Annotated in this window: 16 protein-coding genes; 10 read left to right on the top strand and 6 right to left on the bottom strand. The window is 26.4% G+C overall.

Annotated features, from left to right (window positions below):
- Window positions 1-751 precede the first annotated feature (751 nt).
- Both E6771_RS04550 and E6771_RS04545 read left to right on the top strand, forming a co-directional pair.
- Entirely contained in the window at window positions 752-1162 is a 411-nt protein-coding gene (locus E6771_RS04550; RefSeq protein ID WP_316089945.1) for an META domain-containing protein, read from the top strand.
- A gap of 23 nt (window positions 1163-1185) precedes the next feature.
- On the top strand, window positions 1186-1779 hold the full coding sequence (locus E6771_RS04545) for an HD domain-containing protein (RefSeq protein ID WP_316089944.1): 594 nt from the start codon (window positions 1186-1188) through the stop codon (window positions 1777-1779).
- An 836-nt stretch (window positions 1780-2615) separates the two neighbouring features.
- On the opposite strand, the gene E6771_RS04540 is transcribed toward E6771_RS04545, so the two are convergent.
- Together E6771_RS04540 and E6771_RS04535 are read right to left on the bottom strand one after the other, a co-directional pair.
- Window positions 2616-3548, bottom strand: a complete 933-nt coding sequence (locus E6771_RS04540; protein WP_316089943.1) for a sugar-binding transcriptional regulator — start codon at window positions 3546-3548, stop codon at window positions 2616-2618.
- 21 nt (window positions 3549-3569) lie between these two features.
- Complete coding sequence (locus E6771_RS04535; protein ID WP_316089942.1) at window positions 3570-5093, bottom strand: glutathione ABC transporter substrate-binding protein; 1524 nt, start codon at window positions 5091-5093, stop codon at window positions 3570-3572.
- 562 nt (window positions 5094-5655) lie between these two features.
- Here E6771_RS04535 and E6771_RS04530 point away from each other — a divergent pair.
- The 3 genes from E6771_RS04530 (at window position 5656) to E6771_RS04520 (ending at window position 11616) form a co-directional block, all read left to right on the top strand.
- Window positions 5656-6375: a PdaC/SigV domain-containing protein gene (locus E6771_RS04530; RefSeq protein ID WP_316089941.1), complete on the top strand. Its 720-nt coding sequence runs from the start codon at window positions 5656-5658 to the stop codon at window positions 6373-6375.
- A 228-nt stretch (window positions 6376-6603) separates the two neighbouring features.
- Entirely contained in the window at window positions 6604-9126 is a 2523-nt protein-coding gene (gene mprF, locus E6771_RS04525) for a bifunctional lysylphosphatidylglycerol flippase/synthetase MprF (protein ID WP_316089940.1), read from the top strand.
- Window positions 9127-9402: 276 nt separating this feature from the next.
- Window positions 9403-11616 carry an EAL domain-containing protein gene (locus E6771_RS04520; protein ID WP_316089939.1) on the top strand — a complete coding sequence of 738 codons (2214 nt, stop codon included), beginning with the start codon at window positions 9403-9405 and terminating at the stop codon, window positions 11614-11616.
- A gap of 89 nt (window positions 11617-11705) precedes the next feature.
- On the opposite strand, the gene E6771_RS04515 is transcribed toward E6771_RS04520, so the two are convergent.
- Entirely contained in the window at window positions 11706-12509 is an 804-nt protein-coding gene (locus E6771_RS04515) for a MerR family transcriptional regulator (protein ID WP_316089938.1), read from the bottom strand.
- A 214-nt stretch (window positions 12510-12723) separates the two neighbouring features.
- Between E6771_RS04515 and E6771_RS04510 the strand changes: the two genes are divergently transcribed.
- The gene (locus tag E6771_RS04510) at window positions 12724-12942 is read left to right on the top strand and encodes a hypothetical protein (protein WP_316089937.1); all 219 of its coding nucleotides are present in this window, start codon (window positions 12724-12726) and stop codon (window positions 12940-12942) included.
- A 95-nt stretch (window positions 12943-13037) separates the two neighbouring features.
- On the opposite strand, the gene E6771_RS04505 is transcribed toward E6771_RS04510, so the two are convergent.
- Window positions 13038-13529, bottom strand: a complete 492-nt coding sequence (locus E6771_RS04505) for a MogA/MoaB family molybdenum cofactor biosynthesis protein (protein WP_316089936.1) — start codon at window positions 13527-13529, stop codon at window positions 13038-13040.
- Window positions 13530-13688: 159 nt separating this feature from the next.
- Here E6771_RS04505 and modA point away from each other — a divergent pair, with 159 nt between their 5' ends.
- Genes modA through moaC form a run of 4 tightly spaced genes read left to right on the top strand, consistent with a single transcriptional unit; the run spans window position 13689 to window position 16609 of the window.
- Window positions 13689-14435, top strand: coding sequence for a molybdate ABC transporter substrate-binding protein (modA, locus tag E6771_RS04500; RefSeq protein WP_316089935.1), 747 nt, complete (start codon window positions 13689-13691; stop codon window positions 14433-14435).
- Window positions 14428-15096: a molybdate ABC transporter permease subunit gene (gene modB, locus E6771_RS04495; RefSeq protein WP_316089934.1), complete on the top strand. Its 669-nt coding sequence runs from the start codon at window positions 14428-14430 to the stop codon at window positions 15094-15096. Before modA ends, modB begins: the two co-directional genes overlap by 8 nt.
- A complete protein-coding gene (locus E6771_RS04490) occupies window positions 15096-16112 on the top strand; it encodes a molybdopterin-binding protein (protein ID WP_316089933.1) in 1017 nt (338 codons plus the stop codon). Before modB ends, E6771_RS04490 begins: the two co-directional genes overlap by 1 nt.
- 11 nt (window positions 16113-16123) lie before the next feature.
- Window positions 16124-16609 carry a cyclic pyranopterin monophosphate synthase MoaC gene (gene moaC / locus E6771_RS04485; protein WP_316089932.1) on the top strand — a complete coding sequence of 162 codons (486 nt, stop codon included), beginning with the start codon at window positions 16124-16126 and terminating at the stop codon, window positions 16607-16609.
- 52 nt (window positions 16610-16661) lie between these two features.
- Here the strand turns inward: moaC and E6771_RS04480 are convergent, their stop codons facing one another.
- Both E6771_RS04480 and E6771_RS04475 read right to left on the bottom strand, forming a co-directional pair.
- On the bottom strand, window positions 16662-17468 hold the full coding sequence (locus E6771_RS04480) for a DUF368 domain-containing protein (RefSeq protein ID WP_316089931.1): 807 nt from the start codon (window positions 17466-17468) through the stop codon (window positions 16662-16664).
- A gap of 77 nt (window positions 17469-17545) precedes the next feature.
- Complete coding sequence (locus tag E6771_RS04475; protein ID WP_316089930.1) at window positions 17546-18127, bottom strand: carbonic anhydrase; 582 nt, start codon at window positions 18125-18127, stop codon at window positions 17546-17548.
- Window positions 18128-18282 lie beyond the last annotated feature (155 nt).

Here is an 18282-nt window from a genome sequence, read left to right as displayed (position 1 = left end):
TTTTTGTGATACTCTTTTTTAGGATAGAAATTTTCTAAAAGCACTTTTTATACCTTTTCAACTTTTCAGAGCTAGTTTTCATTTTAAATTAACAGATTCCTAATTTGGGGTTCCTTCCAATATATTTTTTATCTGGTCAAATAAAAAATTATTAGAAGAAAATTAGTTGGTATATACATTACTGAGAAGCAACATATTCAAGAATTTATTACTGATATAATTATATGCTATAAATTGTGCTTATGCAATAATATATTACATAAATAAATATATAAATTTTAGAATATAAAAATTGATTTTTTAAATCTAATTTAAGGAATAGTTAGGAAAAAAAGAATATTTTAATAAAGGTAATAAATTGTTTGTATTCATCAAATAAAGAGAGCAAAGCAAAATATAAGAGAATAAATTAAAAAAGGAATATTGTTTTTAGGAAATTTATATGAAAATAAATATATTATTGAAATGTTTAGTATCATAAGTAGCAGAATTAGATGATAAAAATATAATTCTATTAATTAATAAGACAGCACCTTCATTTTAGATAATTTTTTCTGATATTTTCAAAAATCTATTGCTGGCTCATTTTATTTATATAATTTTATAATATTTTTCTTGGAAATTTATTCCTTTATAGAGATAATAAATAATGAAATATGAGATAAAATATATTTTGTTAATCTGTACAGAACCATTTATTTGTTGTATAATTTTATAAAAGATACAAAAAATTATACGAGGTGGTTTAATAATGAAAAAAATATTTATCTTTTTAGCAACTTTGATGCTATTAGTTGGATGTAGTTCTACACCAGTTAAAGTAGAAGTTCCTGTAGAAGTATCACTTGAAAATGTAGCTGGTAATGAATATGTGCTTACTAACCTTTTTGTAGAAAATAATTTGACAATTGGATTTGATAAAGAAGGAAGAATATTTGGATTTGCTGGAATAAATAGATTCTTTGGAAAAGCAGATATAAGTAATGGAAGTATAAATATAGGAGCTTTAGCTACAACTAGAATGGCTGGACCTAGAGATAAAATGATAGTAGAAGATCAATATCTTACTCTTTTGAAAAGTGCAAAAACAATAAAAGAAGATGGAAATAAATTAATACTTACTAATGACAGAGATGAAGAAATGATTTTTATAAAAAAATAGTATTTTAAGAAAATGAGGTAAAAATGGGAAAATTAGCAGATCAAGTTCAATTTTTAATAGAAATAGATAAAGTGAAGAGTATTTTAAGACAATCTATTGTATTAGGAGATTTAAATAGAAGGGAAAATGATGCTGAACATAGTTGGCATATGGCTCTATGTGCAATAACTTTGAAAGAGTATTCTAATCTGGGTGAAATAGATATGGAAAAAGTTCTTAAACTGGTACTTATACACGATATTGTTGAGATATATGCAGGAGATACTCCTGCGTTTTCAGATTACAACAAACAGACTAAATGGCGTGCAGAATTAGAAAGTGCAGAGAAGATATATGGAATGCTTCCAGAAGAGCAAGAAAAAGAATTCATGAAGCTATGGCTTGAATTTGAGAATATGGAAACTAAAGAAGCAAAGTTTGCTAATACTTTTGATAGATTTCAGGGATTTATACAGAATCTTACTTCGGATGGACATACATGGAAGAAGTTCAGTGCTACAAAAGAAATGGTGCTAAAAAGAATGTCACCTATAATTGAGTATGCACCACAGCTTTTCCATGAATTTGTAATGCCAGAAATACAAAAGTATATTGATAAAAGAATTATAAAAGAATAAAAAGAATAAGATACCTTGAATACTGAAAATAGTATTTGAGGTATTTTTTAGTTGTGATCTATTAGATGAAATATATTTTATTTTCTATAAAAAATAATCTTTTAATTCTAAAGATTTTAATAAAAGTTTTATTATTATCTTTTTTAACATCTTTTGCATCAAAAAATATACACTAAAACTTAAATTTAGTATATATTTGTTTATAAAATGATTTTTATTTTTTCTTTGATAATTATTTTGAATAAATATCAGAAAATTTACATAAATTACAAAATAATTGAATGATAGTATAAAAATTAATCAGAATAAAGATAATAAATTTTGAATTTTTAGTACTAAAAAAATATCAAAAATTCAAAACAATAAATACATATTCCAATAAAAAATAATGATAATCCAAAAAGACAGATTAAAAAGAATAAAAAAACTTTCATAAAAAAACTCCCCTGTTTTAATTGATATTTTAATAAGTTTATTCTAAAAACAATATAAAAAATCCTTTATTTTTATTAAATAATTATAATAATTTTGTAATAGAAATATTAAATTTAGAATAAATAGGGGTTTATACAAAAGATATATTTAAATTTTTATTGATTCTGAAAAAATTTCATATATAAATGAGATCAAGAAAAAAAGATACTAGATTTCTATTTTTCAAAAAAATAAAAAGGCCTAGTCATTTCTTGATCGCACACTAGGCAGGCGATATTCTGCTAATTTTATATCATATTTTATTTTTTCTGTCAATAATATTTTTAATTTTTTTTTAAAATATCATGAGCTAAATATTTAGATTTTAAGATGTTATAAAAAATTTATTTTTTATAATTTTATTATATTATTTCTTTAGCTGTATTTTCATCTATCACTAGATAAGTTATAATACCAGTTTTTAAAGCTCCAATAACAGCATCCTTACTTGTTTTTGAAGAACATATACCTATTACATGTTTTATTTTTTTTAAGTCATCCAAAGGGATTTCAATGGAGAAATCATTATCTCCAGTTATAAAATTACCATTTATATCATAATAATATGAAAGAATATTACCAATGGCTTTTTCTTTTTGGAGATTATTTCCAAATCTTGAAGCTGTGGCAAGGTCAGGAACAGATGGATGATTTCCAATACTTAAAATAGCTACATCAAGTTTTTCCCATAATCTTTTTATATCTTTATAATTTTCAATATTCATAAACAGATTTTTCTCCTGTTCAGTAGCTAAAAATGCAGGAGCAAAGAGATAATATGGCTTGAGAAAAGTCATTTGAGAAAATATTCTTATCAGTTCATTTGAGTGAAAATCTTTAGTAGGCATAGAAATATTACCTACTAAAGGGCATACATAACCTTCAAGTTCAATTTTTTTTTCTGAAACTTCGAGTTTTTGAACAAGGTCACCAATATTTTTTCCCCATCCAAGTCCAAATTTCCTATATTTTTTCAGATTATTACTTATATATGATATTATATTATTTAATATTACCTGATCAGTAAGATAATCTGTATCTGCTTGAGGAATAACCATTCCACCTTCAATATCATATTTTTTTTTGATCTCTTCCATAAGAAATTCATTACTTACAAATGGAGAATTTATTTGAATCGTAACTATACCAGCTGCTTTTGCATCAGCAAGCATTTTGCTCACAAGAGGACGAGATACTCCTAATCGTTTTGCTATATCATTTTGAGTAAGATCTTCCTCATAATACATTTTGGCTATTTCTACCATTTTTTGAGTTTTAACATTGTCATCTAACATCTGTTTCCTCCAATTTACAGATTAATCTTCAATATAAACAGTGCTGAAATCATGAAGAGTAACTGGATGGATATTTAATCCTTTTATATTCTTTTGAGCACCAACAGCTAATATTCTGTTATAAAGCATGATATCAGGTGCATCATCCACTATTAATAATTGAATTTCTTCATAAAGTTTTTTTCTTTCTTCAGGATCAGTAGCCATTTTAGCTTTATCTAAAAGTTCATCAACTTTTGGATTTTCATAGAAATCTCTGTTGCCAGCTCCACCTTTTGCAGATGAGTGATACATTGCATAAAGTCCATAATCAGCATCTCCAGTCACGACTCCCCATGAACCTAGGAAAAGGTCATGTCTTCCTTTTTCTGTAGCATCCCAGTAAGCACTGACTTCTACCACATCTATTCTTAAATCAATACCAATTTCTTTTAAATAGGCTTGAAGTATTTCTGCAGTTTGAGTATTAGCTTCTCCTCCAAATACTAAAATACTTGTTTTAAATCCGTTTTCATATCCAGCTTCTTTCATCAATTCACGAGCTTTTTCTACATTGTATTCATAGTTTTTAGTTTTATCAGTAAACCCAAAAACTCCTGGAGCGATAGGAGAGGTAGCTATTTTACCACTTCCATTGAGGATTACATCGACAATAGCCTGTTTATCTACAGCATAGTTTATAGCTTTTCTGACTCTTATATCATTTAATGGAGTTTTTTGAGTATTCATTCCAACATATGAATAAGAAATAGAAGGCTTTGTAATAAGCTGAAGTTTAGGATTATTTTTTATAGTATTCTCATCTACAGAACTTACAGCTATTGAGATGTCTATTTCTCCAGTTTCTAATCCAATAGTTCTGTTTGAAGCTTCTACAATATTTTTGAATACTATGTATTTGAGCCCATTTTTTTTATCAAAATAATCTTCATTTTTTTCAAGAGTCAGACTGTCACCAGGTATCCATTCTTTAAATTTATAACTTCCAGTACCAACAGGATGATCTTTAAAACTTTGCTCATTTTCAGTAATAAGTTTTTTACTTACAATTCCTAATGCAGGATGAGAAAGATGTGCAAGCAATGGTCCAAATGGTGTTTTAGTAACAATATTTACAGTATAATCATCAACAGCTTCTACTTTTTCAATAGGAGGAAGAACAAAAGCTATTCTAGGTGAGTTAGCCATTCTATCAAATGAGAATTTAACATCTTCAGCAGTAAAATCATATCCATTATGGAATTTTACTCCTTTTCTCAATTTGAACTGCATAGTTTTATCATCTATTTGCTTCCAAGATTCTGCTAGTCCAGGCAGAATATTCATATCACCATCTGATTCTACCAGCCTTGAATAAATAAGTTTGTTGGCACTTAATGAAAAACCATCATTTCCCTGATGAACATCTAATGATTTAGGTTCTCCATCCTGAGCAATTATAAGTTTTTCTTTCACAGCTTTTGCTGAAGTTTCTGCTTTATCATCTGAACATGCAGAAAAAAGTATTGTACAACTTAATAAAATCATAAATAATTTTTTAAACATAAAGAAATCTCTCCTTTTTCATTTTCATTATTATATTATAAAGGCAATCATAAAAAAAAACAACTGCTAAATACAATATAAGAATCCTATATTCTTCTATAAAAAAAGCCTTAATATATACTTATATACTGAAGAAAAGAAAAAATTTATTTTTAAGACTAGAAAATTTTGTAGTAATAAATTTTAAAAATAATATTTTAGCAAAATATTTTCTTTTAGAGATTAATATACTATATTATATTTATAAAGAAATTAAGAATACAAAATAAAATAATCTTGGGGAGATTAATGTGTCAAGGAAAAATTTCAAATGTAAGAAGATCAAAAGAAAAATAAAAATAATATTAAGGGAGAAAACTTTTAAATTCTATTTTTAGATTATGAATTGTTAGTTTTCTATAAAATAAAAAGATGCCTATATATTTATGAGTAATTTAGGCAAAAATAGCATTGTTTTATTTCAAAGGGAACAATAGGAAATTTTACTTTGTATTTACATAAAGTTAGGCATATGATAAAATGTATTATATTATTATTTTGAAAAGTGTAGGAGTGTAAATTTATGAAAAAGATGAAAAGTTTTTTAGGATTGCTGCTGCTTGTTTTCTTTTTTATATCATGTGAAAATGGAAAGACTGCAGTTAAAGATAATTCTAATGTAGAAAAACTTGAGTATAAAGAGAATATGGAAAAATATAATTATGATATTGTTATACCACAGATAAAAGGAGTGGAAAATGAAGATATCTCTTATTTGAATCTTTCTCTTCAAGAAACTGCAAGAATAATAATAGAGAATATAGTTAGTTCAGCAGATATTGGAACAAAAGAAATGCCCATAGAGGCAAAGATGAATTATGAAATAAAAGAAAATAATTTTAATATTCTTTCTCTGATTATAACTACATATGTGTATCAGGGAGGAGCTCATGGAATTACTACTGTTGAAACATACAATATAAGTAAAAAAGATTATTCTTTGCTTGATTATGATGTGATATTTGATGAAAATGCAGAAGAACATTTTAACATGAAGATGAACGATATTATAGCTAAAAGCAAAGAAAATAATGGAAGCAGATATGCTCTGAATAGCGAAGGTAAAGAGGTATTATTTTTTGAAAATGCTGAAGCAAATATAAAAAATACAGTTATGTATTTTCAGGGAGATAATGTAGTATTCCTTTATCCTCATTATGAAATAGCTCCATATTCAAGTGGAATGCCTATATTTAAATTTGATAAGAAAGATATAAAAAAATATATAAAGATAAAAATTTAGATTATTAATTTAAAAAATGGAAATAAAAAGAGGGAAATCCTTGAAAATACTTTAAATTTTAAGAGTTTATAATTGAAAACTCTAAAATTTTATTTTTATTCAAGAATAAACCTCTTTTTTAAATATTTAGAAAAAACATATCTTGGTCATAACGTTTTTTCCTTTAAAAAGGATAATATAATTTTTTTCTAATACCTATAATAGGTATAAAAACTAGGAGGAAAAAATATGTATAACAGAGGCAGATACGACAAACTTAAATACTTACTTGAAATAGGGATATTCTGTGTAGTAATATATTTTATTCATAAAGAAATGAAAGTATACAGCATAAAAGATATAAAAGAATCATTAAGATCTATAAATAGTGGATATGTAATACTTGGAATAGGGATAGTAATAATTGACTATTTTCTGCTGACTATGTATGATGTGCTGGCATTTAAAAATGAAAAATTACAGTTGTCAAATTTAAAAATAATATTCACTTCTTTTATAAGTTATGCATTTGCTAACTCCATAGGTCTTTCAGGACTTACAGGCTCAGGATTGAGAATTAATTTATATTCTCTTTGGAATGTTCCCTACAAAAGTATAGTAAAAGTAATAAAATTTTGCTATGTAAGTTTTTGGATTGGGCTTTTATGGATAGGAGGTTTATTTTTAACATTTGAGCCAGTAGATTTGACAAGATTCAATTTTTATTTTGATACAACTAGAGAAATAGGAATTATTCTTTTAATAATAGCAATATCATATTCATCTCACAAAGTATTCTTAAAGAAGAAAAGTCTTGAAATATCTATATTTCAAGTATTGATATCTCTTATAGATTGGCTACTTGTATCAGGATTAATATATATATTTCTTCCTCAAAGTGATTTGCTTACATTTGTTAAATTTTTTCCAATATTTCTTAGTGCACAAATCATAGGGGTATTAAGTAATCTTCCTGGAGGAATAGGAGCTTTTGATTATGTATTTCTTACTTTAATGGGAAAATATTACTCTTCATCAGTAATAGTAGCAGCTCTGATAATATTTAGGCTTTTATATTATATAGCTCCATTTGGGATAGCTTTTGTATCATATTGTATTTATAGAATATTATTGAAAAGAGGAGAACTTAAAAATATATCAATAGTTCTTGGGAAATTTATAATTTCTCTTATACCACTTCTTGTATCTATATTGATATTTGCAGCAGGAATAGTTCTCATAATATCAGGAAGTATGCCCCCTCTTATTTATAGAATAAAAATATTGAAGGATATACTTCCAGTATTTACCATCAAAATATCCCATTTTTTAGGAAGTATAACTGGAGCAGTTCTTCTTATACTTGCTTATGGAATAAAAAAGAGGCTCAATGGAGCATATTATATGACAATAATCTTTCTTGGAGCAGGAATAATTCTTTCATTATTAAAAGGTTTGGACTATGAGGAAGCTTTTTTCCTGGGAATAATATTAGCTGTAACTATTCCATTAAAAAAATATTTTTATAGAAAAACATCAATAATAAATGAAAAATTCACACTTAATTGGATAGTAATGATATTTTTAGTTGCTATTTCAAGTCTCTATATAGGCTTTTTTGCATATAGTAAGTCAGATTATATGAATGAAATATGGTGGAAAGTAGCCTTTAATAAAGAATTTCCAAGTTTTTTAAGAACTACTATAGGGATATCAGCTACTCTTATTATATTCGCTGTATGGAAACTTTTTGCTCCTGCAAATGAAATAATTGAAACAAACAGTAAAGATGTAATTGAAAAAGTTAAAAACTGTCTCTGTTTTTCAGATAATCCAGAAGGAAATCTGGTGCTTTTAAATGATAAAAAAGTTATATTTGAAGATGAAGAAGAAAGTTTTATAATGTATGGCAAAAGTGGAAAAAGTTATATAGCTATGGGAGATCCTGTTGGAAAAACTGAAAAGGCAGGAGATTCTATCTGGAAATTTTATGAATTATGCAGAAAAAATAATAAGCAGCCTGTATTCTATGAAGTTTCTAAAGATTATCTAGACTACTATCTTGATGTTGGATTAAATTTTTTGAAAATAGGAGAGGAAGGAGTAATTGATCTAAAAGAATTTACTCTTAATATTCCTCAAAGAAAAAATATAAGATACACATATAACAAACTTAATAAGGAGAATATGATATTTGAAGTTATCCCAAAAGGAGAAGGGATAAAATATATGAAAAGATTGAGAGAAGTATCTGAAGAATGGCTGGGAAGTAAAAAAGCTAAAGAAAAAGGATTTTCTTTGGGATACTTTGATGAGGAATACTTGAATAATTTTCCAATAGCTGTACTAAAAAAAGATAACGAGATTGTAGCTTTTGCAAATATAATGGTAACTGAATCCAAAGAAAAAATAGCAGTTGATCTTATGAGATATTTAAAGTCATGTATCAGTGGAACTATGGAATATCTTTTTATTTATATAATACTTTGGGCAAAAGATGAGGGATATGAAAGATTTAGCCTTGGAATGGCACCTCTTTCTGGTATGGAAAACAGAGATATTGCTCCTGTATGGAATAAAATAGGCTTATTTGTATTTAAAAATGGAGAGAGCTTTTATAATTTTCAAGGACTTAAGTTATTTAAAAATAAATTTTATCCTCAATGGGAACCTAGATATATAGCTTATTCAGGAGTTTTTTCCCTTCCAAAAGTACTTAAAGATGTAACATTATTAATATCAGGAGGAGTTAAAGGACTTATATCTAAATAAAGAATAAAATATAAAGCTGACTTAAAAACAGAGAAAATTTAGAAATATTTCAACTGTTTATGAGTCAGTTTTTTTATTAAATTTAATAATTATTATTTTGAAAATAACATGATTAATATTATATTAATGAGTAATACTTGACTTTTTTCTAAAAAAAAGTTATTATTCATTATATATCTATAATCCAAAAATATATTTGTATTTTGATAAAAAATATTGTAAAATATAGTTTTTTTATAAAAAAATTTTTCTTACAGCCAAAAAAGGAGACTGTGTATGATCAGTAAAATCACTAAGGAACTAAAGAGCTTGAATGAAGAATATAATATGCTTACAAGTTCATTAGAAGTAAGTATAAGCAAACATTTATTGGATGATGAATTTACTTTAGTTTGGGCAAATGATTACTACTATGAATTAACAGGATATACCAAAAAAGAATATAAGGGAATATTCAATAATAATTGTAAAGAATATTTTAAAAATGATCTGAAAGAATTTGGGAAAATAAGGACAGCTATAGTAAAAGCTATAAATAATGGAGAAAAAAGATGTGATGAAATATGCAGAATGCCTTGTAAAGATGAAAAGTATATTTGGATCAGATTTATAGGAACTTTTATAAATGAAAGTATCAATGGAGTTCCTGTTATCTATATTGTTTATATTGATGTAAATGAACTGGTAGAAACTCAAAATAAATTAAAAGAAGAACATAAAAGATTGGAAAAAACATTATTCTTAGAAGAAACAACAATTGAATGTATTAAGAATTTGTATAAATTTCAAGAATTGGATAAGAAGATGCCTGAAATTTTAGAAAAACTTATTAAAGCTATGGATGCTGACAGAGCTTATATAGTTAAAAACGAGAAGAATACATTTCTAGTCACATATGCAAGCAGCAGAGCAGCAGATATAGAGTATATAAAAAGTGGAACATATCTTGAATTAGATCCTTCACCTGAATGGAGAGAGGAATTTTCTAAAGGAAATAGTATAGTTATAAATAATTCCAAAGAAGTTGAAAATATATCTCCTGTATTTTCAAAAATATTAATAGATTTTAAAATTAAAAGTATGATTATATCCCCTATCATTTTAAATAATAAGATACATAGCTATATTGTTGTTGATAACCCATCAGAAATTTATTCTAATAAATTTTCTATTATAGAAACAATAAGTTATTTTATAAGTCTTGCTTTGGAAAATAAACAACTTAATAATATTTTAATTTATAATAATTATTATGATAATCTTACAGGATTATTTAATAGAAATAAATATTTAGATGATATTCAAAAACTTTCTTTTAAAGATGAAAAAATAGGAATACTCTTTATGGATATAAATGGTTTAAAAAATATAAATGATTTATATGGGCATTTATATGGAGATGAAATTCTTAAGGAGGCGGCTGATATATTGCGAGCTACATTTTGTCAATCAGATATATATAGAATTGGTGGAGATGAATATGTTGTTTTAGCATTTAATATGAAAGAAGATATATTTAATGAAAAGATTAAAGAAATAAAACAAAGATTATTTTTAAGCAAAGAATGTAAGGGAGCTGTAGGCTATAAATGGCTTGATACTTGTAAAAATATTGAAAAAGAAATTTTAATTGCAGATAGGAATATGTATGAAGATAAAAAAGAATATTATAGACATAATTCAAATGCATACAGATATAGACATGAAAATGATAATATGCTTGCTCTTTGTAATATGAAAACTTTGAAAGAAGAAATTTCAAATGAACATTTTGAAGTTTTTTTACAACCAAAAGTAGATTTTGATCGTTTGATAATTGGAGCAGAAGCATTAATACGTTATAGAGATAGTGATAATAATTTAATAATGCCAAATAATTTTATAACTTTGTTTGAAAACTCGAGAGTAATCAGTATACTGGATTATTATGTTTTTGAAAAAATATGCAAGATTATAAAACAATGGATAAAACAAGCATATGATATAAAGCCGATAAGTGTTAATTTTTCACGTTATACATTAAAAAATATTGATTTTGTTGATAGATTAAATGAAATATGGAATAGATACAGAATTCCTAAATATCTTTTAGAGATAGAAATAATAGAAAATGATGAAGAGATGAGTAGTGATATATTACATCAGGTATTACAAAGGATAAAATTAGAAGGGTATTCTTTATCTATTGATGATTTTGGAGCTCGTTATTCTAATATAGCTTTGTTTATAGATAATGATTTAGATACTTTGAAAATTGATAGAAGTTTAATGAAAAATATTGTGGCTAATGAAAGAGCACAGTTGTTTATTTCATCTTTTGCGCAGATATGTAATAATCTTAACATTCAATTAATTGTAGAAGGTGTTGAAACAGAAGAACAATTTAAATTACTTAAGCAATTAAATTGTGATGGTGTACAAGGATACCTTATAAGCAAACCAATACCAATAGATGAATATGAAGCAAAATTTTTAACATTGATTGATTAGTTTGATTATGAGATAAATCAGATGTTGGTTTTTTAATTAAAAAGAAATGAGGATGCTTTTAAGCTGTCCTCATTTATGTATTGAAATTTTTATTCAATTAGTATACTTACCTTATAAAAAATATCTTCCCTTCTTTTTATACTCAAATTTTCAGGTTCAATTATAATATTGACTTCCTCATTTACTCTTTTAAAATTATTTTCCTCTATCCATTCAATTAATCTTTTTATAGAAATACTATTTTCAAAATGATTTCCTTTCAAAAACATACAGACATATTTACCCTTTTCAATAATATTCTCTTCAACTTTTTTATCACCTTTTACAACAATATATCCAGAGCCCAGAATATTTACATCACTCATTTCACTTAACTTTTTTTTAGTTATATAAAATAATATCTTTCCATCATATTCATTAATTAACTCTAATATTTTTTTATTGGGAAAAGTAAGTGTTTTGCGATTTTCTTTTTCATATACTTTTATTCCTTTAATACTTTTTATCTCTTTTATAAAAGGAATTCCAATAAGTATTTTTGAACTTCTTTTCATTCTTTCAAGATGAATTTGTAAGTCTTCTTTTACCATTTTTAACTTTTCTATGTCTTCATTGATTCTCTCTAAAACATTTTCTATTAATACTTCATCTTTTTTTTCTTTTTCATCTTTTTTCTCATTAAAAAAAACTTTGATTTCATCTAATGTGAGACCTAATTTTCTCATTGTAGTTATTTTTTTTATTGTTATTATTTGAGCCCTTGTGTAATATCTATAGTTATTTTCTTTTCTGAATTTAGGTGAAATTACACCTTCTCTGTCATAATATCTTAATGTTGAACGTGGAATTTTAAGAAGTTCAGAGATTTCTCCAATTAAAAAATATTTTTGCATATTTCCTCCTTGAATAATTTTAAGTAAAAAATTAAAACTTATTGTATTTTATATATAATGATAACAAATAAAGATAAAATTTACCATAAGATTTTTATTAAATTTATTTAAAAAAATCTTGACCTTAAACTAAGTTGAACGTTTATAATTATTTATATAAAGAAATATTCTTATATGATACAAATAAAATTCTATAATAGAGGAGGCAATAAAGATGAAAAGAACAGTAATAATTTTGTCTGCATTAATGGTAATGGTTTATTCAAATGGAGTTATATATGCAGAAGCTGGTGATGGAAAACCATTGGAAATGAGTAAAATTGAAGTAAAAGCACAGGAAAAAACAGAAAAATTTAAAATAGCAACTAAAAAAACAGAAAATAAACAAACAGCAGCACATATTCATTCACAAGAAAGAAGTGAAGAAAGATAGTCTGACTTTTTTAAATAATAAATTTTTATTTATATTAATTTCAACTGATATAAAAGAGAAACAGCCATTAATTTTTAATGACTGTTTTTTGTATATTATTTTCTTGCACATTCAGATGAAGTTCCCACTAGTATTTCTAGACCATGAGTAAGAGAATCTATAATAAAAGATAGAGATTCTTCCACGGCTTTTGGACTTCCAGGCATATTAATAATAAGAGTATTTTTTCTTATTCCAGCAGCAGCTCTGGAAAGCATAGCTCTTTTAGTTATAGTCATAGAATATGCCCTGATGGCTTCAGGTATTCCAGGAATAACTTTATCTATTACTTCTAATGTTGCTTCAGGAGTTACATCTCTCTTTGAAAACCCTGTTCCCCCAGTAGTAAGAATCAAGTCAGCTTCATTATTATCACATATATTTTTTAATGTTTCTTTTATAAGTTCGAATTCATCAGGTATTAATATCTTTTTTATTATCTTATATCCATTTTCAAGGGCTATTTTTTCAATTATTTTAGTTGAAAGATCTTCTCTTTCACCTTTTGCTCCTTTATCACTCATACAAATTATAACTGTTCTAAACATAGATCAGTGCCTCCATATTAATTTTTTTTATTATATCATATATTCTCAGAGAAAAGAATGAAAAAGTATTTAAAAAACTGGAAAATAAAGTTTAGAACTCTTGATATAAAATATTAAATCTGATAAAATGGTCTAAGATAAAATAATGAGGTGATTTAGATGAAAAAATTTTTTATAGTATTAATAACAGTAGTTTCAATTTTTTTATTGACAGCTTGTGGGAAAGCGGAGAAAAAGGAGATAACTGTAAGTGCAGCAGCGAGTTTGAATGAAGTATTATCTCAAATAGCAGAAAATTATCAAAAAGAAAATAAAGAAATAATAATAAATATAAACTTTGGAGCTTCTGGGGCTTTAAAAAAACAAATAGAAGGTGGAGCACCTGTGGATTTTGTATTTTTTGCCTCTAAAAAAGATTTAGAAGATTTAAAAAAACAAAATTTAGTATCAGAAAAATTTTTTAAAGATATTCTGCAAAATACAATGGTGGTAGCAGGAAGAAAAAAAATAGACAGCTTATCTGAAATGTTGGATCATAAGGTAGCAATAGGTGATCCTGATGTAGTTCCAGCAGGAAGATATGCAAAAGAGATATTAGAAAATGAAGGGTTATGGGATAGAATGCAGGAAAATTTTGTACTTTCCAAAGATGTAAGAAGTGCTATGCAGTATGTAGATCTTTATGAAGTTGATTATGCTATGATCTACAAGACAGATAGTAAAGTTATGAAAAATGCTGAAATAGTTTATGAAGTGCCAAGTGAACTTCATACTCCTATTATATATAGCTGTGGTATTCTAAAGGATAAAGAGAGAGAAGAGGTAAAAGATTTTTATAAATTCCTCACAAAAAAAGAATCAGTAGAGATCTTTGAAAAATTTGGATTTAAAATAGCAAATGAATAGATTTGATATAAATGCTGTATTTTTAACTTTAAAGATAGCTTCTATATCTACGGTTTTAACACTGGCAATAGCAGTATTTTTGGTATGGAGTATGGAGAATAGAAGTAAAAAACTTAGAAGTATAGTTGAAATGTTTATAAATCTTTCTCTTTTTATATCTCCCACAGTTCTTGGATATATTCTTATTATTTTTTTAGGAAAAAGAGGAGTAATAGGTTCATATTTGTTTAATTTTTTCAATATTCAGGTAATATTTTCATGGTGGGCAGGAATAATAACTGCATTTGTAGTATCACTACCTCTCATGTATAATTGTATAAAGGCAGGATTTTCATCATTAGATTATACATATAGAGAAGCTGGAAAAGAAATGGGAGCTTCTGATCTTCAAATACTCTGTTTAATAATACTTCCATTGATAAAGAGAAATATACTTGCAGGAATAGTATTATCTTTTGGGAGAGCATTAGGAGAATTTGGAGCTACTCTTATGCTGGCTGGAAATATACCAGGAAAGACACAGACTATGTCTATTGCCATATATTCAGCAGTAGAACGTGGAGATGATGAAACAGCTAATTTACTATTAATAATAGTACTTGTGATAAGTTTTTGCATAATGTGTCTATACAACTATTTTTTTAAAGGAGCAGAAAAATAATGAAAAAAATTAAAACTGTAAATGCAGTGGGATATGTATTGCAGCATGATATTACAGAAATAATTCCTAATGAAGTAAAGGGAAGAGCTTTCAAAAAAGGGTATATAATAAAAGAAGAAGATATAGAAAAGTTATTGAGATTAGGAAAAGATAACATTTATGTTTTTGAATTAGGAGATAAAGGAATACATGAAAATGATGCTGCTCTTATTCTTGGAAAACTTGGAAAAGGAAAAAATATAAGATTAGCTGATGAAATAAAAGAAGGAAAAATAAATTTTTATGCTGAAGAAGATGGTATACTTAAAGTAGATACAGAAAAACTTCTTGAACTTAATATGTTGGGAGAAATTTCTTTTGCAACACTCCCAGACAATATTCCAGTAAAAAAAGGAGAACTTGTAGCAGGGGCCAGAGTTATCCCTTTAGTTGTAGATAAAGAAAAAATGGAAAAGGCACAAGGTGTTATTTCAAATCCTATATTGAATATCAATAGTTATAAAAAATATAAAGTAGGGATAATAACTACTGGAAATGAAGTTTTTTTTGGAAGGATAGAGGATAAATTTGGGAAAATAGTTACAGATAAGCTTAAAGAATTTGATTGTGAGGTTATTGCTCAGTTTCTTTCACAGGATAATAAAGAAATGATAAAAGCAAAGGCACAGGAACTTTTAGACATGGGGGCAGAGATGCTTATATTTACAGGTGGAATGTCTGTAGATCCAGATGATGTAACTCCTTCTGCTATAATAGAAATGGGAGGAGAACTTATAAGCTATGGAGCACCTGTTCTTCCAGGTTCTATGTTTTTGTTATCATATCTTGGAAATATACCCGTAATGGGACTTCCTGGATGTGTTATGTTTGCAAAGAAAACTATATTTGATTTAATTCTTCCTAGAGTATTAAGTGAAGAAAAACTTACAACTATAGATATTATGATGTATGGGAATGGAGGACTTTGCCAAAACTGTGAAGTATGTCATTATCCTAATTGTACATTTGGAAAGTAAGAGGTAGAAAAATGGATTTTACACATTTTAATGAAAATGGCAGAGCAAAAATGGTTGATGTCAGTGAGAAAGATGAGACTAAAAGAAAAGCTGTAGCTAGAGGATATATTCAGATGGCAGCTGATACTATAAAGGCAGTAATCAATGGAAAAATAAAAAAGGGAGATGTTCTTTCAGTAGCACAAGTGGGAGGAATATATGGGGCTAAAAAGACATGGGATTTGATACCTATGTGTCATAATATACTTTTAACTGGAGCAGATATAGATTTTGAAATAACTGAAAACAGAATATGGATAGAAGCATCAGTGAAAACTATTGGTAAAACAGGAGTGGAAATGGAAGCTCTTACTGCTGTGAGTATAGCAGCTTTGACTATATATGATATGTGTAAGGCTATAGATAAACATATGATTATAGGTGAAATAAAACTTATAAGTAAAACTGGTGGAAAAACAGTTTTATCTGAAATGGTTACAGATTTTTCTCAAATTTAGTTAAGAATTTAAAAAGAGAATGGATAAATTTATTCATTCTCTTTTTTGATAATTATTTATATAGATTTATCCATATTTGAAGTACAGAAACAACTATAATTCCTGCTATAAAGAAAAGAGTAGCACTTCTATGTTTAGATGAAAGAAGCATATTGATAAGTTTTGCTATTAGTACCAATCCTATCAATATTCCTATAGAAAAGACTGCTAAAGGAATTATATAAAGATTATGTATTATTTCACTTAAGGAAGTATAATTTGTAATATGTACCACTCCATCAAAAAATTTACTGATAAATCCAAGTATATTATAGTATTCTCCAAGCATTAATAAAAGAAGAGAGCCAGATATTCCAGGAATTATCATAGCCCCAGCAGCTAATGCACCACAGAAGAAAAGTTTTATACAGTAAGAAAAAGTTATAACTTGTACAAGTATTTTAGTATCAGTTTCACTTCCAAAACGGTAGTCTAAAAATACAAATACCAATGTAATAGCTGCTCCGATGATAAAAGAAATTATATTCTCTTTCTTTTTTTTATCTTCCCCCTTTACTATAAAAGGGATAGAAGGAAGAATAAGAAGACTGAAAAAAGCAGCGGTAGTCCTAGGGTAATTAGTAAAGCAAAACTCTATTATTTTAGCAAAAAGAATTATTCCAACAAACATTCCAGAGCAAATCTGAAGTAAAAATTTTCCATATTCAATCTTCTTTTTAAAGGGAACAGTAAGAAAATTTCCAATAGCTTCTGTTAATTTATCATAAACACCTAAAATAACGGCAAGAGTACCACCAGAAACTCCAGGCATGATATTTGCCACACCAATTATTATTCCTTTAAAAAAAAGTTTGAACATATTTTGAATCCTCCTGATGTGAATGATATATTATTATATCATAGTGTAATAAAAAAATTAAATTTTAGTAAAAGTATTTATTTTTTTATTGAATCAAAACCATTTATAACAAGATTAATTTCACCAGTTAATGGATCCATAATGAGACCATGAACAGCTACATCTTTTGGAACAAGAGGATGATTTCTGACTACAGAAACACTTCTTTCAACCGAATCTTCTATACAATCAAATCCATGGAGCCATTCTTTTACATTTATACCAGAATAGAAGAGTGTATTTAAAGTATTTATATCAATGCCCTTTGATTCCATTTTTTGAACTATTTTGTCAGCATTTAAATTGCTGACACCACAATCATAATGTCCTACTATAAAAACTTCTTTGATATTGAATTCATATATACAGATAAGGATACTTCTCATAGCACTTCCAAAAGGATGAATAACAAGCCCTCCAGCATTTTTAATAATTTTTGCGTCACCATTTTTAAGATTCATAGCTTTAGGTAGAAGTTCTATTAATCTTGTATCCATACAAGATATTATTGCTATTCTTTTTTCAGGGTATTTAGTAGTTTGATATTTTTCATATTCTTTTGTTTCGACAAATTCTCTGTTAAATATTAATATTTTCTCTAAGTTATTTTTGTTTTCCATAACACCATTCCTCTGTATAGTTTCATAAAACTAAATTTGAAATATATTTTTATTTAAAGCATATTTTACTCCTCATGTAAAACTAAGTCAATCTATTTATATAGAAAAATCAATAAAAAAGACTAGATAATTATGAAGAAATGAGAAAAAATCAA

It is taken from the genome of Fusobacterium sp., assembly GCF_032477075.1.
In the GTDB taxonomy this organism is placed as follows: domain Bacteria; phylum Fusobacteriota; class Fusobacteriia; order Fusobacteriales; family Fusobacteriaceae; genus Fusobacterium_A.
Note: the sequence above shows the minus strand (reverse complement) of the source record. Positions and strands in the feature narration are given on the sequence as shown.